20 protein-coding genes are annotated in these 20,156 nt (G+C 70.6%); 14 read left to right on the forward strand and 6 right to left on the reverse strand.

The window, feature by feature from the left end:
• Positions 1–37 precede the first annotated feature (37 nt).
• Together QI633_RS06750 and QI633_RS06755 are read left to right on the forward strand one after the other, a co-directional pair.
• The gene (locus QI633_RS06750) at positions 38–997 is read left to right on the forward strand and encodes a pyridoxal-phosphate dependent enzyme (protein ID WP_160158315.1); all 960 of its coding nucleotides are present in this window, start codon (positions 38–40) and stop codon (positions 995–997) included.
• 63 nt (positions 998–1,060) lie between these two features.
• Complete coding sequence (locus tag QI633_RS06755) at positions 1,061–2,551, forward strand: LCP family protein (RefSeq protein ID WP_282428497.1); 1,491 nt, start codon at positions 1,061–1,063, stop codon at positions 2,549–2,551.
• A 22-nt stretch (positions 2,552–2,573) separates the two neighbouring features.
• On the opposite strand, the gene QI633_RS06760 is transcribed toward QI633_RS06755, so the two are convergent.
• Positions 2,574–3,341 (reverse strand): inositol monophosphatase, encoded by a 768-nt coding sequence (locus QI633_RS06760; protein ID WP_141799839.1) that lies wholly within the window; start codon positions 3,339–3,341, stop codon positions 2,574–2,576.
• Between the two features lie 50 nt (positions 3,342–3,391).
• Here QI633_RS06760 and QI633_RS06765 point away from each other — a divergent pair, with 50 nt between their 5' ends.
• The 5 genes from QI633_RS06765 to QI633_RS06785 are packed head-to-tail and all read left to right on the forward strand — an operon-like array spanning position 3,392 to position 6,349.
• Positions 3,392–3,787: a hypothetical protein gene (locus tag QI633_RS06765; RefSeq protein WP_141799838.1), complete on the forward strand. Its 396-nt coding sequence runs from the start codon at positions 3,392–3,394 to the stop codon at positions 3,785–3,787.
• Between the two features lie 56 nt (positions 3,788–3,843).
• Positions 3,844–4,050, forward strand: coding sequence for a type II toxin-antitoxin system VapB family antitoxin (locus tag QI633_RS06770; protein ID WP_141799837.1), 207 nt, complete (start codon positions 3,844–3,846; stop codon positions 4,048–4,050).
• On the forward strand, positions 4,047–4,487 hold the full coding sequence (locus QI633_RS06775; protein WP_282428498.1) for a PIN domain-containing protein: 441 nt from the start codon (positions 4,047–4,049) through the stop codon (positions 4,485–4,487). The genes QI633_RS06770 and QI633_RS06775 overlap by 4 nt, the downstream gene beginning before the upstream one ends.
• A gap of 30 nt (positions 4,488–4,517) precedes the next feature.
• The gene (locus QI633_RS06780) at positions 4,518–5,426 is read left to right on the forward strand and encodes a glycosyltransferase family 2 protein (protein WP_282428499.1); all 909 of its coding nucleotides are present in this window, start codon (positions 4,518–4,520) and stop codon (positions 5,424–5,426) included.
• Positions 5,423–6,349: a glycosyltransferase family 2 protein gene (locus QI633_RS06785; protein ID WP_282428500.1), complete on the forward strand. Its 927-nt coding sequence runs from the start codon at positions 5,423–5,425 to the stop codon at positions 6,347–6,349. The genes QI633_RS06780 and QI633_RS06785 overlap by 4 nt, the downstream gene beginning before the upstream one ends.
• On the opposite strand, the gene QI633_RS06790 is transcribed toward QI633_RS06785, so the two are convergent.
• Complete coding sequence (locus tag QI633_RS06790; RefSeq protein ID WP_160158314.1) at positions 6,258–7,388, reverse strand: phosphatase PAP2 family protein; 1,131 nt, start codon at positions 7,386–7,388, stop codon at positions 6,258–6,260. The genes QI633_RS06785 and QI633_RS06790 overlap by 92 nt on opposite strands.
• A 97-nt stretch (positions 7,389–7,485) precedes the next feature.
• On the opposite strand from QI633_RS06790, the gene glf reads away from it, so the two are divergent.
• The 5 genes from glf (at position 7,486) to QI633_RS06815 (ending at position 14,715) form a co-directional block, all read left to right on the forward strand.
• Positions 7,486–8,688 carry a UDP-galactopyranose mutase gene (gene glf / locus QI633_RS06795; protein WP_260806108.1) on the forward strand — a complete coding sequence of 401 codons (1,203 nt, stop codon included), beginning with the start codon at positions 7,486–7,488 and terminating at the stop codon, positions 8,686–8,688.
• The gene (locus QI633_RS06800) at positions 8,685–10,727 is read left to right on the forward strand and encodes a glycosyltransferase (protein ID WP_282428501.1); all 2,043 of its coding nucleotides are present in this window, start codon (positions 8,685–8,687) and stop codon (positions 10,725–10,727) included. Before glf ends, QI633_RS06800 begins: the two co-directional genes overlap by 4 nt.
• Positions 10,724–11,611, forward strand: a complete 888-nt coding sequence (locus QI633_RS06805) for an ABC transporter permease (protein WP_141799831.1) — start codon at positions 10,724–10,726, stop codon at positions 11,609–11,611. Before QI633_RS06800 ends, QI633_RS06805 begins: the two co-directional genes overlap by 4 nt.
• Position 11,612: 1 nt before the next feature.
• Complete coding sequence (locus QI633_RS06810) at positions 11,613–12,380, forward strand: ABC transporter ATP-binding protein (RefSeq protein ID WP_141799830.1); 768 nt, start codon at positions 11,613–11,615, stop codon at positions 12,378–12,380.
• 238 nt (positions 12,381–12,618) lie between these two features.
• Positions 12,619–14,715: an N-acetylmuramoyl-L-alanine amidase gene (locus QI633_RS06815; RefSeq protein WP_282428502.1), complete on the forward strand. Its 2,097-nt coding sequence runs from the start codon at positions 12,619–12,621 to the stop codon at positions 14,713–14,715.
• 27 nt (positions 14,716–14,742) lie between these two features.
• Here the strand turns inward: QI633_RS06815 and QI633_RS06820 are convergent, their stop codons facing one another.
• Positions 14,743–15,471: a TIGR03089 family protein gene (locus QI633_RS06820; RefSeq protein WP_282428503.1), complete on the reverse strand. Its 729-nt coding sequence runs from the start codon at positions 15,469–15,471 to the stop codon at positions 14,743–14,745.
• Positions 15,472–15,522: 51 nt separating this feature from the next.
• Here QI633_RS06820 and QI633_RS06825 point away from each other — a divergent pair, with 51 nt between their 5' ends.
• A complete protein-coding gene (locus QI633_RS06825; RefSeq protein ID WP_282428504.1) occupies positions 15,523–16,602 on the forward strand; it encodes a sugar phosphate nucleotidyltransferase in 1,080 nt (359 codons plus the stop codon).
• Between the two features lie 293 nt (positions 16,603–16,895).
• On the opposite strand, the gene QI633_RS06830 is transcribed toward QI633_RS06825, so the two are convergent.
• From QI633_RS06830 to cofD, 3 genes are all read right to left on the reverse strand, one after another.
• Entirely contained in the window at positions 16,896–17,657 is a 762-nt protein-coding gene (locus QI633_RS06830; protein WP_260806107.1) for a DUF3105 domain-containing protein, read from the reverse strand.
• Between the two features lie 69 nt (positions 17,658–17,726).
• The gene (gene cofE, locus QI633_RS06835) at positions 17,727–18,680 is read right to left on the reverse strand and encodes a coenzyme F420-0:L-glutamate ligase (RefSeq protein WP_141799825.1); all 954 of its coding nucleotides are present in this window, start codon (positions 18,678–18,680) and stop codon (positions 17,727–17,729) included.
• The gene (cofD, locus tag QI633_RS06840; protein WP_282429287.1) at positions 18,680–19,690 is read right to left on the reverse strand and encodes a 2-phospho-L-lactate transferase; all 1,011 of its coding nucleotides are present in this window, start codon (positions 19,688–19,690) and stop codon (positions 18,680–18,682) included. The genes cofE and cofD overlap by 1 nt, the downstream gene beginning before the upstream one ends.
• Before the next feature lie 192 nt (positions 19,691–19,882).
• On the opposite strand from cofD, the gene QI633_RS06845 reads away from it, so the two are divergent.
• Positions 19,883–20,137, forward strand: coding sequence for a WhiB family transcriptional regulator (locus QI633_RS06845; RefSeq protein ID WP_282428505.1), 255 nt, complete (start codon positions 19,883–19,885; stop codon positions 20,135–20,137).
• Positions 20,138–20,156 lie beyond the last annotated feature (19 nt).

A 20,156-nucleotide genomic window follows, 5' to 3' on the forward strand; every position in this document is an offset into this window, starting at 1 on the left:
TTGGACCGATGGGTGCCCGGTCGCCGACGATGGACCCATGAGCACCGAGCTGACCTTCGACGGAGTCCTCGCCGCCGCCGAGGTCGTCGGCGCCCACCTGCCACCCACCCCGCTGCAGGCGCACCCGCTCCTCGACCAGGCGCTCGGCCGCCCGGTCCTGGTCAAGCACGAGAACGTGCAGCCCACCGGCGCCTTCAAGGTCCGCGGCGGCGTGCACCTGTCCGCGACCCTCACCGACGCCGAGCGCGCGCACGGCCTGGTCACCTGCTCGACCGGCAACCACGCCCAGTCGGTGGCGTACGGCGCCCGGCTGGCCGGCGTACGCGCCACGATCGTGATGCCGGCCAGCGCCCCCGCGGCCAAGCGCGACGCGGTCGCGGCTCTCGGCGCCGAGGTCGTCCTGGTCGGTGCCAGCCTCGGCGAGGCGGGCGAGCACGCCCGTGCGCTGGCGGCTGAGACCGGCGCGTCGTTCGTGTGCCCGACCGACCCGCGGATCGTGCTGGGCCACGCGACGGCCTACCTCGAGCTGTTCGGGCAGGCGGCCGGCCTCGACACGCTCTTCGTCCCGATCGGCAGCGGTACCGGGGCCGCCGGCGCCTGTCTGGTCCGCGACGTGCTGGCTCCGGGGTGCCGGGTGGTCGGCGTACAGTCCTCGGCCGCGCCCGCGGGCTGGCACTCGTGGCGCACCGGCCTGATCGAGGCCGCCCCGGCGACGACCCGGGCCGCCGGCCTGGCCACGACGACCGGGTACCCGCGCACGCAGGAGATCCTGCGCGCGCGCCTCGACGACTTCGTGCTGGTCGACGACGACGCGATCGACGCGGCCGCGCGGCTGCTCGCGACCTGCGCGCACACCCTGGCCGAGGGCGCCGGCGCCGCGTCGTTGGCCGGCGCGATCGCGACCGGCTCGGACGGGGTCGTCGCGGTGGTCTGCACCGGCGCCAACGCCTCCGCCGAGGAGATCGCCCGGCTCGCGGGCTCGGTCGCCGCCGCCTGACACACCCCTGACTCGCGGCGCGTCGTCACCGGAGTGGCGCGTGGGACTGGTGATACTGGGCGGGTGCCTCAGCAGATGCCCGTCGACGAACGCGCCGCCCGGGTGCGGTTCCGCCGGGCGCTGACCCTGATGGCGTTCACCCTCGTGGTGCCCGGCTCGGCCCAGCTGCTCGCGGGCAACCGTGCGATCGGCAAGCTGGCGCTGCGGATCTGGCTGTTCTCACTCGGCACCCTGCTGGCCGTGGCCGTGTGGAGCTGGTTCGACAAGGGTCTCGCGCTGACCCTGGCGTTCAGCCCGACCGTGATGCTCGTGATCCGGCTGTACCTGATCGTCGGCGCCCTCGGCTGGGCCGCGCTCTTCGTCGATGCCTGGCGGATCGGCCAGCCGCTCAGCCTGCGCCTCCCGCACCGCCGTGCCGTCGTCGGCGTCAACGGCGTCCTGTGCTTCTCGGTCGCCGGCACCATGCTCTTCGGCGCCCACCTCGCCGCGGCCCAGCGCGACTGGCTGACCATGTTCGCCGACGGCGACCTCGGCTCGGCCCACAACGGCCGCTACAACATCCTGCTCATCGGAGGCGACTCCGGCAACGACCGCTGGGGCCTGCGCACCGACTCGATGACCATCGCCTCCGTCGACGCCACCACCGGCCGTACCGTGATGATCGGCCTGCCCCGCAACATGCAGAACTTCCCGTTCCGCGAGGGCAGCGTGATGGCGAAGCAGTTCCCCAAGGGCTTCAACTGCGACGGCTGCTACCTCAACGGCGTCAGCACCTGGGTCGGCGACCACACCGACCTGTTCAAGGGCTCCGAGAACCCCGGCATCGACGCGACCGTGTCCGCGATCGAGGGCATCACCGACCTGGACATCAACTACTGGGTGATGGTCAACATGCGCGGCTTCGAGCGCCTGGTCAACGCGTTCGGCGGGGTCACCCTCAACGTCCGCTCCCGGATCCCCGTCGGTGGCCTCGGCAAGGACGTCACCGGCTACATCGAGCCGGGCCGGCGCAAGCTCAACGGCCACGACGCCCTCTGGTACGCCCGGGCCCGCGAGGGCTCCGACGACTATTCGCGCATGGCCCGCCAGAAGTGCGTGTTCTCCGCCCTCGTCTCCCAGGTCAGCCCGGCCAAGGCGCTGACGAACTTCCAGGAGATCGCCAAGGCGTCCAGCGCGATGATCCAGACAGACATCCCCGGCGGCGCGCTCAGCGACTTCGTCCAGCTCGCCCTGCGCGCCCGGACCCAGAAGATCTCCTCGGTCTCCCTCGTCCCGCCGCGGATCAACACGGCCGACCCCGACATCGACCTGGTGCAGCAGATGATCCGCAGCGCCATCGACCGCGCCGAGGGCGACCCGAAGGCGGCGAAGAAGGGCAAGACGCCGGCGCAGGGGGAGCAGCCGAAGGGCGGCACCGGCGGCAGCGGCGGCAGCGGCGACGACAAGGCCGAGCAGCCCGCCCAGCAGCCGGACACCGTCACCGGCGGCTCGCTCGGGTCCCGCAACCAGGGCTACCAGGCCAACGAGACCGACGACGTCGCGGCGGCCTGCTGACGCTGCCGGGCCCGAACCCCGATCAGACGGGCAGCGCCCCCACCACGGCGTCGTACGTCGCCCGGTCGGGTGCGGCGACCAGCCCGCCGGCCAGCTGCTGCGGCCGCATCGGGGAGCCGTCGTGCTGTCCGATCACGCCGCCCGCCTCGGTGAGGACGAGCGAGCCGGGGAGGTGGTCCCACGGCATCGAGCGGCTGTAGACGAGCGCCCGGGCGTCGCCGGCGATCAGGTGCGGGTAGTCGACGCCGCAGCAGGCCCAGGTCAGCTCGAGGGTGCCGAGCCCGCCGAGCTCCTGGCCGACCCAGGCGCGCCGCGCGGTCCGGAAGGGTACGCCGTCACCGGCGGCGGTCACCGTGAGGCGCTCGCCGTTGCGCCAGGCGCCGGCGCCGAGCTCGGCGACGTACGACGTCTTGTGCTGCGGCTGCCAGATCCAGCCGCGGGTCACCGCGCCACCCCGGACCTCGCCGACCATCACGGCGTGGTCGGGGGAGCCGTTGACGAAGTTCTTGGTGCCGTCGACCGGGTCGACGGTGAACGCGTGCTCGGCCCTCGCGAACCGGTCGAGCAGCGTGGCGTCGGCCGCCATCGCCTCCTCGCCGAGCACCAGCGCGTCGGGGTACGCCGCCTGCAGGGCCGCGGTGATCAGCGCCTCGGACTCGTGGTCGGCGACGGTGACCAGGTCGCCGGGGTTCTTCTCCGAGACCTGCTCGTCGGAGAGCGCGCGGAACCGGGGGTCGATCACCTCCGCGGCGACGTCCTGGAGCAGGGTCAGCACGGCGGCGGTGTCCACGACGCCACGGTAACGGGACACCGCCCCGCCCCGTGAGGTTGGGTAGGGCCATGCGCTTCACCGAGCACGAGCTGACCGCAGCACTCGCCGGCGCGGCCAAGGTCGTGCTGGCCGCCGACCGCCGCTTCCGCAAGCGGGGCGTCGACATCGACACGGCCTGGGAGCAGATGGACCGCTACCAGCGCTTCAAGGTGCTCGACGCCCTCGGCGACCAGGTGCTGCCCGTGCTGGTCGCGCTGCCCGACGTCGACGTCGCCCCCGGCACCCGTCCGACGTACGACGACCGGCAGGTCGCCGAGGTCGTGCAGGGCCTGGCGGGCGGTGGCAAGGGGCGGCTGCGCCGGGCCGTCGAGGTCAAGGCGCGCACCGCGCTGGTCCAGGCAGCGCTCGCCGCGATCCCGCCCCGGCTCGATCCCGACGCGCTGCTGCGACCTGAGGACGACTGACGGCTCGGCACCGGTGATATCCTGAAGGTCGATATCGGATATCTCCGGGAGTGTTGATGACGAAGACACTGATCGACGTGGACGAGGGCCTCATGGCCGAGGCGATGGCAGCTACGGGACAGCCGACCAAGCGTGGGACGGTGACGGAGGCGCTGGAGCAGGTGGTTCGCAAGGCCCGCGCTCTGGAGTACCTGGAGCACCTGCGGTCGGGGATCGCGAGTGAGCTGGACGATGCCGAGGTCGTTGCCCAAGCGCAGCGATGAGGCAGCTCTATCTGCTCGACAACTCGGTGACGCAGCGCGTCCACCGGGCGCCGACGGTGGCGCAGGCCGTGGTAGGTCTGCTGGCGACGGGCGAGCTCGCCAGCTGTCTTCCGCAGATCCTGGAGGAGTGCTACTCCGCGCGTAGCGCTGCGGACCACCGCACCATCCTCGACGCGAACCGCAGGGCGAAGGTCTACCTGCCGCCTGACGAGGAGGTCGCCCGGATCGCCGTCGAGCTGCAGGGCCTGCTCTTCGGGGCTGGCATGGGCAGGGCAGTCGGTGTGAGCGATCTGCAGATCGCCGCGACAGCACTGCGCCACTCCCATGAGGACCAGGTGGTCACGATCGTTCACTACGACGCCGACTTCGATCACGCGCAGCAGGTTCGTCCCGATCTGAGCGCGCAGTGGATCGTCCCTCGGGGGACGATCCAGTGACTGGCGCGGTGGGCCAGTAGGGTGACCGCCGTGCGAGTCCAGGCCGTCGTGGTGACCTTCAACAGGTTGGCGATGCTGCAGCGACTCGTCCCGCGGCTGCAGGAGATCGCAGGCCTGGAGCGGATCCTCGTGGTCGACAACGCCTCGACCGACGGCACGGGGGAGTGGCTGGCCGGGCTGGCCGACCCGCGCGTCGTCCACGAGACCCTGGCGACCAACACCGGCGGTGCGGGCGGTTTCCACCACGGACTGGGCCGGGCGGTGCGCGAGGGTGCCGACCTGGTGTGGCTGATGGACGACGACGGCCTGCCGGCGCTCGACTGTCTCGACCTCCTCCTGCAGCGGCAGCAGCGCGACGGCCTCGACTTCTGTGGTCCGGCGGTGCTGGCCGAGCAGGACCCGTCGCGGCTGTGCTTCCCGATCCGTCTCCCCGGTGGGACCCGGGTGGTGCACGAGATGGCCGCCGTCGAGGCGGCCGCGCGGGACGGACTGATCGACGACGTGGTGATCCCGTTCAACGGCGTGCTGGTCACCCGCGACCTGGTCGAGCGGATCGGCCTGCCGCGCGAGGACTTCTTCATCTGGGGTGACGACGTCGAGTACCTGTGGCGCGCCCAGCGGGCGGGCGCCCGGATCGCGACCGTGGTCGAGGCCCACTTCCTGCACCCGGCCACCGACGACCTCGGGACGCCGATGATGTTCGGGCGCACGACCTACAACCACACGCCGAGCGACCTCAAGCACTACTGCATGGCGCGCAACAACACCCTGAACCTGCGCACCTACCGCGGCTGGGTGCACGTGCTGCTGTTCTGGCTGAAGACGGTGTGGTTCTACCTCTTCACGAGACCGCAGCCGGCCCGGATCCCGCTGAGCGCCCGCGCCGCGGCCGCCGGCCTGCGCGGCGACTTCACCGGCCACCGGAGGTACCTCAGGTGAGTTTCGAGGCTCGCTCCGCTCGCACCTCAACCGCCGAGGAACAGGTCGCCGTCGTCGTCGTGACCTACAACCGCGCCGACCTGCTCGAGCAGATGCTCGCCGGCCTCGGCGCGCTCGACCGCGCGCCGGACGCGGTGTTCGTCGTCGACAACGCCAGCACCGACCACACCCGCGAGGTGCTCGAGCGCAGCACCCTCGCCGGCCTGGTGCCGATCCACGCGAGCGACAACCTCGGCGGAGCGGGCGGCTTCCGGCTGGGCCTGCAAGCCGCCTACGACCGCGGCTACGACGTGATGTGGCTGATGGACGACGACGTCGTCCCGGCCCCCGACTGCCTGACCCGGCTCCTCGAGGCCGACGGCTCCTGCCTGATCGCGGTCCGCGAGGACCGTGCGGGCGCCCTCGTGGAGAAGGCGGCACTGCGCTTCGACCTGCGCAACCCGCTGGCGATCCGCCCGAAGACGGCCAGCATCGACTCGACGTACCCCAGTCGCGCGGCGATGCCGGCGACGGTCGAGGTCGAGAACGTCGCCTTCGAGGGCTTCTTGGTCCGGCGCGAGGTGATCGACCGGATCGGGCTGCCCGACGCGTCCTTCTTCATCTTCTACGACGACGTGGACTTCGCGATCCGCGCGCGCCGGGCCGGGTTCGCGATCCGTGCGGTGCGTGACGCCGTCCTCGTGCGCCAGCTCGACTTCGACCAGCAGCACGACCTCGCCGGCTGGAAGGGGTACTACATGTACCGCAACCTGTTCGTCGTGCACTTCCGGTACGGCGAGAACCTGCTCGTGCGGCTCAAGCCGGCGCTGATCGCGCTGGTCGTGGTCCTGCTCAGTCCGCTGCGGGGTGGTCGGGCAGAGGCATCGAACGTGACGCGAGCGCTCCGGGATGGGTGGCGGATGCGCTCTCTTCCGGCTCGCTGACCTCGGGCACCAGCCGCACCCGCAGGCCGACCCGGTTGCCGGTGGCGATGCCGGCGATCCACACGGCGAACGCGCCCAGCGCGGCACCGGCGATCACGTCGACGAAGAAGTGCCAGCCCAGGTAGACCGTCGCGAGCACGGTCAGGCCGAAGAAGGTCCACGCGCTGATCCGCACCCAGCGGGCCAGCTTGACCGCCTGCACGATGAGGCAGATCGTCATCATGATGCCGACGTGCAGCGACGCGAACGCGGCGATCGTCTGCAGGCCGGACTCGCCGTGGGTGGCCAGCGTGTTGACCCGGTCGTCCCACATCGAGTCCGCGAGCTTGCTCACATACGTCTCGGGCAGGTCCGCGAAGGTGCTGCTGTCGGAGTAGATCGGGCCGACGGTCGGGACCAGCACGTAGAGCAGGGCGCCCAGCGCCCAGTCGACCGCGACCGCCGTGACGTACCACTCACCCGCGCGCGTCTGCCGGGTCCAGACCAGGGCGATCGCGATCGACACCGGGACCAGGGCGATCCACACGATGTAGACCGACGAGAAGAAGTGGGCGGCGATGCCGGTGCCGAACCAGGCGTGCAGGACGGCGGCCGGGTCGTGTCCGGCGAACAGGAACCTGTCGATCGCCGCCAGTGGGTCGTCATAGATCTTCTCGTGCACGAACGGCGCCATGCTCTTCACGTTGCGGAACGCCGCGTAACACAGGTACCAGGCGATCACGCCGTTGAGCGCGAACTTCCAGTGCGTCAGCGGCCAGCGCTCCCGCATCACCGTGCGGAACGCGGTGCGGATGCGGCGCAGCCAGCCGGTGCCCGGGCGGCCGGCGGCCATGAAGGTGTGGGGGACCACGTCGAGCGCGATGGCTCCCAGGACGATCGCGGGGAACCGGATGTAGCCCGGGATCAGGCTGTCGGGGTCCTCGATCGGGATGTTCTCGAACCTGGAGAACGCCACCGTGGCGACGGCCAGACCGAGGCCGGCGAGCCAGGCAAGGGCAAAGGATGGCGCGCCGCGTCCGGTCGAGTGGTGGGTGTACACCAGAACAGGATATTCGTCACCTCCCCCAATGGGTGAACAGGGCATGGCCGCGCGTCCGAATGGGGAACCGGGCGGCGGGTCCGTAAACTCACCGATCGTGTCTCTCACCTCGTCGAACCCCGACCTCCCCGATCTGGTCGTCGTCGGCTCCGGATTCTTCGGCCTGACCGTTGCCGAGCGCTGCGCCAACGACCTCGGACTGAAGGTCCTGGTCATCGAGCGCCGCTCCCACCTGGGCGGCAACGCCTACAGCGAGCCGGAGCCGCAGACCGGCATCGAGGTGCACAAGTACGGCGCCCACCTGTTCCACACCAGCAACGAGCGGGTGTGGGAGTACGTCAACCGGTTCACGACCTTCACCGGCTACCAGCACCGCGTCTACTCGACGCACGACCAGCAGGTCTACCCGCTGCCGATCAACCTGGGCACCATCAACCAGTTCTTCGACGCGGCGTACACGCCCGACCAGGCGCGGGCCCTGATCAAGGAGCAGGCCGGCGAGCTGGGCGACAAGGAGCCGGAGAACTTCGTCGAGAAGGGCATCTCCCTCATCGGCCGCCCGCTCTACGAGGCGTTCATCGCCCACTACACCGCCAAGCAGTGGCAGACCTCGCCCGAGGAGCTCTCGGCCGACATCATCAGCCGGCTCCCGGTCCGCTACAACTACGACAACCGCTACTTCAACGACAAGTACGAGGGCCTGCCCACCGACGGGTACGCCGCCTGGCTGGCGAAGATGGCCGACCACCCGAACATCGAGGTCGTGCTCGACACCGACTTCCTGGCCGACGGGGTCGCCGAGCGCTACAAGGGCAAGGTCCCGATCGTCTACACCGGTCCGGTCGACGAGTACTTCCACAACAGCGAGGGTCGCCTCTCGTGGCGCACCGTCGACCTGGTGCCCGAGGTGCTCGACGTCGACGACTTCCAGGGCTGCTCGGTGATGAACTACCCCGACCCCGACGTCGACTTCACCCGGATCCACGAGTTCAAGCACTTCCACCCCGAGCGGGACTACCCCGCGGGCAAGACCGTGATCGTGCGGGAGTACAGCCGGTTCGCCGAGGAGACCGACGAGCCCTACTACCCGGTCAACACCGCCGAGGACCGCGAGAAGCTGCTCAAGTACCGCGACCTCGCCGAGCGGGAGCCGATGGTGCTCTTCGGCGGCCGGCTCGGCACCTACAAGTACCTCGACATGCACATGGCCATCGCCTCCGCGCTGTCCATGTACGACAACACGCTCCGGCCGCACTTCGCCGAGGGCGCCGAGCTCAAGAGCGGTGGGGTGGACGCATGAGCACGGTCTCGACAGGCTCAACCGGCTCAACCAGCTCGGGGACGGTGCAGCGGCTGTTGCAGCGCCAGATCCTGCCGCTGGACACCGACCCGGACGTCCTGCCGCTCTACCTCGACTGCGAGGAGCCGAACCTCGACGAGGACAAGTACGTCGTCGGCGGCTCGCGGGCGGCCAAGGAGCTCAACAACGCCTCGATCCGGCAGAAGACCGCGACCGGCCGCACGGTCCGCCCCGACCAGGTGCTCACCCGCACGGCCGTGCTCGTGCCGTCGGGGGAGAAGGTCTCCTTCGGCACCTACTTCAACGCCTTCCCCGCCAGCTACTGGCGGCGCTGGAGCATCGTCGACGCGGTGACGCTGACGGTCACGGTCCGCGGCTCCGGCGCGACCGTGATCGTCAACAAGTCGATGGCCAACGGCCGCCAGCAGAAGGTCGACAGCGGGGTCACCGAGGCCGAGGGCCCGACTACGCTGACCTTCGAGCTGCCGCTCGGCCCGTTCATCGACGGCGGCTGGTACTGGTACGACGTCGTGGCCGGCCACGGCGACGTGACCGTCGAGTCCGCTGAGTGGCATGCCGCCGTCCCGGCCGACCGACTGCGTCATCAAGGGCACGGCACCGTCGACCTGGCGATCACCACCATGAACCGCCCCGACTTCTGCGCCAAGCTGCTCGGCCAGCTCGGCACCGCCGAGCTGCTGCCGTACCTCGACACCGTCTTCGTGATGGAGCAGGGCACCCAGCTGGTCCGCGACAGCGAGTTCTTCCCCGCCGCCGAGGCCCGCCTCGAGGGCCGGCTGAAGGTGATCCAGCAGGGCAACCTGGGCGGTTCGGGCGGCTACGCCCGCGGGCAGCTCGAGTCGGTCCGCAAGGGCACCGCGACGTACGCGATGATGATGGACGACGACGTCGTCTGCGAGCCCGAGGGCATCATCCGCGCGGTCACCTTCGGCGACCTCGCCAAGCGCCCGACGATCGTCGGCGGCCACATGTTCAGCCTTTATGCGAAGAGCCGGCTGCACAGCTTCGGCGAGATCGTCCAGCCCTACCGGTTCTGGTGGATGTCGCCCAGGGACGGCTTCCAGGACTGGGACTTCGGCGCCCGCAACCTGCGCTCCGCCCGGTGGCTGCACAAGCGCCAGGACGTCGACTTCAACGGCTGGTTCATGTGCATGATCCCGCGCCAGGTGCTCGAGGACATCGGCCTCTCGCTGCCCCTGTTCATCAAGTGGGACGACTCCGAGTACGGCCTGCGCGCCAAGGCGGCCGGCGTACCCACCGTCACCTTCCCGGGCGCCGCGGTCTGGCACGTGCCGTGGACCGACAAGAACGACGCCCTCGACTGGCAGGCCTACTTCCACCAGCGCAACCGGTTCGTCGCGGCGCTGCTGCACTCCGGCTACCCGCGCGGTGGCCGGCTGCTCCAGGAGAGCTTCGCGTTCGACCTGGCCCACCTGGTGTCCATGCAGTACTCCACGGTGGAGCTGCGGATCCAGGCGCTCGAGGACGTCCTCGCCGGCCCGCAGGGCCTGCACGGCATGCTCGGCACCCGCCTCGGCGAGGTCAACGCCGCCCGCTTGCAGTTCTCCGACGCCCAGCTGCACGCCGACCCCGACGACTTCCCGCCCGTACGGCGCGAGAAGCCGCCGCGCAAGGGCAAGGACCTCAGCGACGTCCCCGGCCGCCTCTCCAAGGTGATCACCGCCGGACTCGCGCCGATCCGCCAGCTGAAGAAGCCGCGCGAGCTGTCCCGCGAGTTCCCCGAGGTCGAGATCCGCGCGATGGACGCGAAGTGGTACCGGATCGCGGGCTTCGACTCTGCGGTGGTCTCCATGAACGACGGCACCTCGGCCGCGCTCTACCAGCGCGACCGCGAGCGCTACAAGGCGCTCGTGCGTCGTACCGTCCAGCTCCACAACCGGTTCCGGCGCGACTGGGACGAGATCGCCGAGCAGTACCGCTCGGCGCTCGGCGACATCACCTCGCCCGACACCTGGGAGAAGACATTCGCTCCGTGGACCGAGGGGGAGGACCGATGACCGCGATCTCCGACGACGAGGCGGGTCTGCCGCCGCTGCGGCCGCCGTCCTCGGACAACGGCCTGATCGGCGTCATGCGCCGGCGCTACCTGTTGACCCTGCTGGTGCGACGCGAGATCAGTGCCCGCTACCAGGGCTCGTTCCTGGGGCTGCTGTGGTCCTACATCAATCCGCTCACGCAGTTCTGCATCTACTACTTCGTCGTCGGGTTCATCTTCAACCTGCACGCGGACATCCCGAACTTCGCGATCCACCTGTTCGCCGGCCTGACCGTGGTGCACTTCTTCACCGAGACCTTCGGCGCGGGCACCCGGTCCATCGTGCGCAACCGTGCCCTGGTGGTGAAGATGGCCATGCCGCGCGAGATGTTCCCCGTCGCCACGATGCTGGTCTCGCTCTACCACGTCCTGCCGCAGATCGTGATCCTGATCGTCGCGTCGCTCCTGTCGGGCTGGACGCCCGAGCCGGTCGACCTGGTCGCGCTCCTGCTCGGCCTGTTGATCTGCGGACTGCTCGGCCTGTCCGGAGCACTCTTCTTCAGTGCGGCCAACGTCTTCTTCAACGACTTCGGCAACATCGTCAGCGTCTTCAACAACTTCGTCCGCTGGGGCGTGCCGATGATGTACTCCTACGCAATGGTCGACGACCGCTTCGGTCGCTTCGCCCAGTACTACCTCTACAACCCGCTGGCCGACGCCGTACTCCTCTTCCAGCGGGCCTTCTGGGTCGGCACGGTCGACGACCAGAAGCACAAGGCTGTCGCCGCGATGCCCGACAACCTGCTGCTGAACGGTGTGCTGATCGTGGCCGTCGCGGCGCTGATCCTCTGCCTCGCCCAGTACGTCTTCAGCCGGCTCGAGAACAAGATCCCGGAGCGCCTCTGACATGGCCAAGTCGATCGTGGTGGAGAACGCCACCAAGTACTTCACGTTGCGCTACCACCGCACCTTCAAGGAGGTCGCGGTCGCCAAGGCCAAGGGACGCCAGACCACGGAGACCTTCCGTGCCGTCGACGACGTCTCGTTCACGGTCGAGCGCGGGGAGTCCGTCGGCATCATGGGCCTCAACGGCTCCGGGAAGAGCACGCTGCTCAAGATGATCAACGGCGTCATGCGACCCGACGAGGGCACCATCCTCACCCGGGGACGCATCGCCGGCCTGATCGCGACGGGCGCCGGCTTCCACAACCAGCTCACCGGCCGCGAGAACCTCTACCTCAACGCCGCCATCCTCGGCATGACCGGTCCCGAGATCAGCCGCAAGTTCGACGACATCGTCGAGTTCGCCGACCTCGGTGCCACCCTCGACGGACCGGTGGGGCACTACTCGTCGGGCCAGAAGGCGCGCCTGGGCTTCGCGATCGCGATCCACGTCGACTCCGACATCTTCCTCGCCGACGAGGTGCTGGCCGTCGGCGACAAGCCCTTCCGGGTGAAGTGCATGAGGAAGATGCGCGAGATCCGCAACAGCGGCGACCGCACCCTCTTCTACGTCAGCCACTCGCCGGAGTCGGTCATCAAGATGTGCGAGCGCGTGCTCGTCCTGGAGAAGGGCCGCCTCGGCTTCGACGGCGACCCTGTCGAGGCCGTCCACTACCTGCGCTACGACGAGGACGACGACATCGACGACGAGTCGCTCGCCAACGACATCTGAGCGGCGGGCGCGCCGCCCGTTGAACGCCCGTGGTCACCCGCAAGGGGACCACGGGCGTTCGTCGTTGCGGGCTCAGATACCCCTGCCCGGGGCCGATCTACAAATTTGCATGCGACCGGCGTGTCGAGTGGAAATTACATGATTGTAGTTACTCACGATCTCTTCCCAACGCGTGTGACGCATGTGAAAGTTGCTACTCGTGTGACACCTTCCCCGCACACACGTCTGGAGCAGAACCATGTCGCCGTACCCCACGGAGATCCCCGAGCACACCCGGCGGAGCCGGTTCGTGACGCTGTGCCAGCAGGCGCTGGCCCTGGCTGTCGTCGTCGCCGTCCTCACGCCCGCCGCACGCACCGTGACCATGGAGGTCCGCCCCGCCGAGCCGGGCGGCACGCCCGTGCCCGGCGCGGTCAGCCTGCAGGCCGCGACCACGCCGCTGACGGTGCCCACCGCGACTGTCGACCCGACCGTCACGTCGTACGCGCTGACCCCGACGCCGAACGGCGTCAGCGGCCGGGTCACGCTGCACGGCAGCGTGAAGGAGCTGGCCGACGGCGGTGACAAGGTCACCAGCGACGCACTGCCCGTCCAGGGCTACGGCACGGTCGGTGTGACCTGGGCGCACGGCGTCGCGGTCCCCGAGGACGGGATCACCGTCGACGTGCGCACCCGCACCGGCGACACCTGGAGCGACTGGACGGCCGCCGACTACCACGACGAGCACGGGCCCGACCCCGACAGCGAGGAGGGACAGCGCTCGCGCCCCGGCACCGAGGCGGTCCTGGTCGGAGACGTCGACCAGGTCCAGGTCAAGGTCGAGACGACCGACGCCGCGCCGGCCGACCTCCAGGTCGCCGTGATCGACCCCGGTACGCCGGCCGCCACCGCCAAGCAGGGCCCCGCCCTCACCTCCGGCGCGTCCGCCGCGACCTCGGGCGAGGAGAGCGCGCGGCCCGGGACCGACGGCGCGATCGCGATGCAGGCGGCCTCGACCGCCGCGCCGCAGCCGCAGATCTACTCGCGGGCCCAGTGGGGTGCCCCGGAGGACGCGAGCTACAAGCCGAAGTACGGCACCATCAGCGCCGGCTTCGTGCACCACACGGTGAACGCCAACGACTACACGCCCGAGGAAGTGCCGGCGATCCTGCGCGGCATCTGGAAGTACCACGTCAAGACCCGCGGCTGGTCCGACATCGGCTACAACTTCCTCGTCGACCGGTTCGGCCGGATCTGGGAGGGGCGCGCCGGTGGCATCGACAAGCCGGTCGTCGGCGCCCACACCCTCGGCTACAACGACTACTCCTTCGCGATGTCCGCGATCGGGAACTACGAGACCGCCCAGCCCACGCCCGAGATGATCAACGCGTACGGCGCGCTGTTCGCCTGGAAGCTGTCCCTGTCGGGAGTCGACGCCGCGTCGATGAGCCAGAAGGTCGGCAAGGGCACCTTCGCCGCGATCAGCGGTCACCGTGACGCCGGGAAGACCGCCTGCCCGGGCAAGTACCTGTACGCGCAGATCCCGACGATCCGGGCGATCGCGGCCCAGGTGCAGCAGGGCGCACTGCTCGGCCAGCTCAACGGGAACTACGTCGGCTCGGCCAACCCGGACATCGTCGTACGCAAGGCGTCGACGGGCCGGCTGATGCTGCACGACCTCGACAGGTCCAGTGGGAGCTGGGTCCTCGGTGCCGCCGTGAAAACCAACGTCTGGGCGCCGTGGGCCAAGCAGGTGCTGCGCGTCGGCGACTGGGACGGCGACGGGCTCAACGACCTGATGGCGATCCGCAAGTCCGACAAGGCCCCGGTCCTCTTCCGCGGCGCCGGTGGCGGGATGTTCCAGCCCGCGCAGGTGCTGCCCGGGACCTTCGCCACCGTCAAGATGCTCGCTGCGGTCGGGGACGTCACCGGCGACAAGCTGCCGGACCTGATGGGCCAGCCGAAGGGCGGCCAGATGCAGGTCTACCCGGGCAACGGCGTCAACGGCTTCCTCTCCGCGGTCCCCGCCGCGGGCCAGGTCCCGGGCAAGCGGTTCGTGCCGATGGGGCGCTGGAACAAGGACGGCTCCCCGGACGCGCTGGTCCGCGCCGGAAGCGTGCTCTCGCTCTACACCGGCATCCTGCCGGGCGGGTGGGCACCGGCGAAGACGATGAAGACCGGCCTCAGCGGCTACGACTGGGTGATCGGCCTCGGCCCGATGGCCAGCGGCGGCAAGGTCGTCGTGGTCCGCAACAAGGCGACCGGCTCGGTTTACGCCGTCGAGAAGGTCAAGGCCAAGAAGCTCGGCGCGCCGGTCTTCTTGAAGAAGCGCACGAAGTTCGACCTCGCGGGCTAGGCCTGCGAACCGATCCGTCCTGGTCGTTCAGGCGGGGAAGCGGGCCGTGGCGTGCTCGGCGACGTACGTCGCCTCGAGCCGCTCCGGCTCGGCCCGGACGACCAGGACGAGCGAGCCGCCCGCGAGGAGCGGATCGCAGAGGATCGCCGGCTCCGAGACGGGGTCGGCGACCGCGAGCAGGCGGCCGTCGCCGACCAGACCGGTGGCGGCCGCCTCGCTCCACAGCTCGGCCTGGCTCAGCGCCCGGCCACCCACCTCGAGGGCGGGATCGTCGGCCTGCGGCGGGTCCCAGGCCTGGAAGGCGTCGGGCTGGGACCACACGTCGATCCCGACGTCGGTCACCCCGGCCGGAACCGGCTCCTTGAACCGGACGCCCAACGGCAGCAGGGCGCACGCCAGGACGGCGAGCTCGCCGGATCTTCCGGCCCACTCGGCCAGGGTGTCGGGCCCGCAGACGACCGCGGCGAGGTCGGTGGCCTCGGCGGCCGTGGCGACCAGGCCGCAGTTCCACGCGGCGCCGAGGAAGACGGTCCCGAGCCAGTGCGGCGGCAGGTCGATCGCGATCCGGTCGCCGCGCTCCAGGCCCAGCTCGTCGACGAGCAGCGAGCTGGCCTTCGCGACCCAGTTGGCCCAGGTGGTGACCGACAGCTCGACCCGCTCACCACTCGCGTGGTCGTAGAAGGTCACCAGCGGCTGGCCGGGGTCGGTGCGCAGGCGGGCGGCCAGGACCGCGGGGAAGGTGGTCGGCGTCGTCACGGTCCCGAGCCTAGGTGCGGGTGGGCGGACGTGACGCCGTAGGGTGCGGCCATGCTCCTCGACGAGATCCCCGGCTTCTGGGCCGTGGTCCCCGCCGGCGGTGCCGGGACGCGGCTGTGGCCGCTGTCGCGCTCGCACGCTCCCAAGTTCCTCCACGACCTCACCGGCTCCGGGCGCACCCTGCTCGAGCAGACGTACGACCGGCTCGCCCCGCTGGTGGGCGACCGGGTCCTGGTCGTCACCGGCGCGGCGCACCGTACGGCCGTCCGCGGCCAGCTCCCGACCCTGCCCGAGGACGCCGTCGTGGCCGAGCCGTCCGCTCGCGACTCGATGGCGGCGATCGGTCTGGCTGCCGCCCTCCTCGAGCGCCGCGGCGCCGAGGTGATGGGCTCCTTCGCCGCCGACCACGTCATCGCCGAGCCGGAGCGCTTCGCCGCGTCCGTCGCCGAGGCCGTCGCCGCCGCCCGCGACGGCTGGCTGGTCACCATCGGCATCGAGCCGACCTTCGCGTCCTCCGCGTTCGGCTACATCCGCCAGGGCGAGCCGCTCCCGGGCCACGCGGTCGCGCGCCGGGTCGTCGAGTTCGTGGAGAAGCCGTCGGTGTCGGTGGCCGAGGAGTACCTCGCGACCGGGCAGTACCGCTGGAACGCCGGCATGTTCGTCGTACGTCCGACGGTGCTGCTCGACCTGCTCGCCGAGCAGGACCCCGGCTTCGCCGCCACCCTGCGCACCATCGCCGCCGAGCCCGAGCGCCTTCCCGAGCTCTGGGAGACGCTCCCGAAGATCGCCATCGACCACGCGGTGGCCGAGCCGGCGGCCGCCGCCGGCAAGGTCGCCACCATCCCCGGCGGCTTCGCCTGGGACGACATCGGCGACTTCGACTCCCTCGCGACCCTGCTCGGCGACGATGACGCCTGCACCGTCCTCGGCGACCCCGCGCTCACCCACCTGATCGGCGCCAGCGGCATCGTCGTCCCGCGATCGGGGCGGACCGTCGCGGTCATCGGACTCGACGACGTCGTCGTCGTCGACACCCCCGACGCGCTGCTCGTCACCACGCGGGCGCGGGCCCAGGAGGTCAAGAACGTCGTGGCTGCGTTGAAGGAGCAGGGCCGCACCGACCTGGTGTGAGGGCCGGGGCTGGGTGCGGGGGAGCTGGCCGCGGGGGGAGCTGGCCGCGGGGAGCTGGCTGCGGGGCTGGTGCGTCTCACAACCGACTCACGGTGTTTGTTTGGCGCTCGCTTCGCTCGCGCATGTCGCGCGCGCTTTGACGCGTTGCCTTCCTCCGCTCCGCTCGCTGGCGCTCGCTTCGCTCCGTCCAGGCAACGCGGCGCGCCCGACGAAAAGACACTCAGCTGCACGTGATGCGCTCAGGCATCACCTGCGGCTGAGCCGCGACATGCGCGAGCGAAGCGAGCGCCAAACTAGTACGCGTAGGGCTCCGGGGCGTCGGTGAACGGGTACTTGTCCATGAACTTCTTCAGCGCCGCGCCGCTGACCTCGGAGCAGTACTGCCAGGCGCCGTACTGCTTCTGCGTGTCGGGGTCGACGCGCCAGTGGGTGAAGGCGATGTGCTGGCCCTTCGGGAAGGACTTGCCGATCTCCTTCTCGTCCGCCTTGGTCCACGGGGCGACCTTGAACTTCAGCCGCTGGTTGGTGTCGTTGGCGTCCATGATCTTGGCGATGGCGCGCATGGCCGCGACCTCGGCGGCGTCGTCGTTCGCGGTGGTGTCGTACCAGAGGATCGTGTAGCCGTGCTCGCTGTTGTGGATCAGCTGCTCCAGCTCGGGGCGGGAGTCCTCGGTGTAGAAGCGGTCACCGATCGGGGTGGGTGCGACGCCGGCGACGTTCCAGTGCGCGCCGAAGGCGGGCGGGGCGTCCTTGTAGTCGACCTGCTGGCCCTCGGGGACGTGCTCGCCGCTGCCCGTGGCCTCCTTCTCGGTGATGTCGCCGCACACGCTGGCCGAGGCGCCGATCTGGGCGACGCTCTTGCCCTTCCACTTCTGGTCGTTGACCATGTCGCGGACCTTCGGGTAGAGCGCAGCGCCGACGATGACGAGCGCGACCGCGACGCAGACGCCGACGATGGCCATGCCCTGGCGCTTGTCGGCACGCTTCTGCTTGCGCCGGATGTCGTCGATGACTTGGCGGCGCTCCGACTTCTCGGACTTGCTGGACTTGGCCACGTGCGGGGTACCTCGTCTTGGTCGTGAAGGGCATGCCGGGAGCACGCCCGTGCGGCGAACGCGGTGAGTCTACGGAGTCACCGGTCGAAACCGCAGGTCGGTGTCGACATCGCCGGTCTCGGTGCTCTGCCAGCCGTGGGCGAACGCCACGATGTCGGCAGCGGCGCGCCGCTCCCTGTCCGTGTGTACGACGTCCGCGGCCGTCGCGCGGGCGGTGACCCCCGCGCGGCCGAGCGCGGCGACGAACTCGACGGCGTCGACGGGGCTGCCGAACGGGGTGCGTGCGGCCGGGTGCGCGGCGACGGCCTGGATGACGGCCTCGCGGGCGCCGTACCCGAACAGGTCGGCGCCGTCGGCGCGGATGAGGGCGCGGGCGCCGGGACCGTCCTCACCGGGGGCGAGCACGAGGTCGGCCCGACCGCGCAGCACCGCGCACGGGCGGGCGCCGAGCTTGCCCTGGGCGAGCTCGACGGCGGAGGCGATCTCGTCGGCGACGGCGGGGGCGGTGACGGCGAGCTCGTTGCCGTGGGCGTCGACCCGGCCGGCGAAGGACTCCAGCACGGCCAGCCCGGCGGCGCCGATGGCGATGTCGGTCTGGCCCTCGCGCCAGGCCCGTCCGGCGGTGTCGGTGACGATGACGCCGACGTTGACGCCGCGCCGCTCGGCGACCGCGGACCGCAGGGCGCGGGCGGACGCGTCGGGGTCGAGGGGGAGCAGGACGATCGAGCCGGCGGTGACGTTCGAGGCGTCGACGCCGGCGGCGGCCATGGTCAGGCCGAGGCGGTTGCGCACGATCCGGGTCGGGCCGCGGCGGGCCACCAGGCGCTCGGTCTCGGCGTCGATCCAGGCCTCGCGGTCGCCGTCCTCGATCCGGCCCTCGGCCTTGCTGACCACCTTGCTGGTGACGACGAGCACGTCGCCGTCACGCAGGTCGTCGGGACCGAGCGCGGCGAGCAGGGCGGTGGCGAGGTCGTCGCCCGGCCGGATCTCGGGGACGCCGTCCGGTGCCGTCACGCTCAGCATCAGCGCACCAGCTCGATCGCGGCTGCGGCCATCGCGGCGGTGGCGTCGTGGTCGGTCATCATCAGCGGTACGGCGGCCGCGCGGATCCCGGCGGCCTCGAGCCGGGGCACCTGGGCGGCGTCGCGCTCGTCGACCAGCCAGCCGTCGAGCACCCCGCCGGCCTCACGGGCGCCGTAGTTGAGCCCGACGCCGGCCGCGCTGACCTCGACGCCGATCGAGGTCAGCATCTGCTCGGCCATGCCACGCACGTGGCTGTCGCCGACGATGGGGGACAGGCCGACGACCTTCGCGTCGGTGGAGCGCACGGCGTCGCGCAGGCCGGGGACGCCGAGGATGGTGCCGACCGACACCACCGGGTTCGACGGGGGCAGCACGACGAGCTCGGCACCCGCGATCGCGTCGAGCACGCCGGGCGCGGGGGAGGACTGGTCGAGGCCGACGAACACGACCTGCTCGGCGGGGACCTCGGCGCGCAGCCGGACCCAGTACTCCTGGAAGTGCACGACCCTCTTGCCGCTGGCGCTCTCGGCGTCGGCGACCGCGATGTGCGTCTCGACGCGGTCGTCGGTCATCGGGAGCAGGCTCAGCCGGTCGCCGTACGTCGGCTCCAGCCAGCGCTTGCACAGCGCCTGCGTCACCTGCGACAGCGGGTACCCGGCGTCGAGCATCTGGGTGCGCACCAGGTGGGTGGCGATGTCGCGGTCGCCGAGCCCGAACCAGGTGGGCTCGACGCCGTACGCCGCCAGCTCCTCCTTGGCGCTCCACGTCTCGGCCCGCCGGCCCCAGCCCCGCTCGAGGTCGATGCCGTCGCCGAGGGTGTACATCACGGTGTCGAGGTCGGGACACACCTTGAGGCCGTGGATCCACCAGTCGTCGGCGTTGTTGGCGACCACCGTCACGTGGGCGTCAGGGGCGACACCGGGTAGGGTTCCAGCGGCGATGCCGTGCAGCAGGCCTTGCAGGAAACGGGCTCCGCCCATGCCGCCCGAGAGGACGGTCAGCTTCCGCAGGGGTCGGCCGATTGATCCGCTGGCTGCCGCGTCAGGTGTCGAGTCCACGGGGGACAACTGTGCCGTGCCCGGAAAAGGCAGCGAGCACGGGGCTCCCCATAGCAGACTCAGCCTTGACTGTTTGGGTATGACACGTATGTAATTCCAGAGATGTCGTTCGGGGCATCGGGTCGAGACGTAAGGGGCGTAATCGTGAGGGAACTGTTCCTGGTCGAAGCAGAGACCGACGAGCTGGGGTGGCAGGAGCGCGCACTGTGCGCGCAGACCGACCCCGAGGCCTTCTTCCCTGAGAAGGGAGGATCGACGCGCGAGGCCAAGAAGGTCTGCCAGACCTGCGAGGTGCGCATCGAGTGCCTGGAGGCCGCGTTGGGCAACGACGAGCGCTTCGGTATCTGGGGTGGGATGTCGGAGCGTGAGCGCCGCAAGCTGAAGAAGCGAGCCGTCTAACGACGGCAACGGCACGGCG

The sequence above is a fragment of the Nocardioides sp. QY071 genome, assembly GCF_029961765.1.
In the GTDB taxonomy this organism is placed as follows: domain Bacteria; phylum Actinomycetota; class Actinomycetes; order Propionibacteriales; family Nocardioidaceae; genus Nocardioides.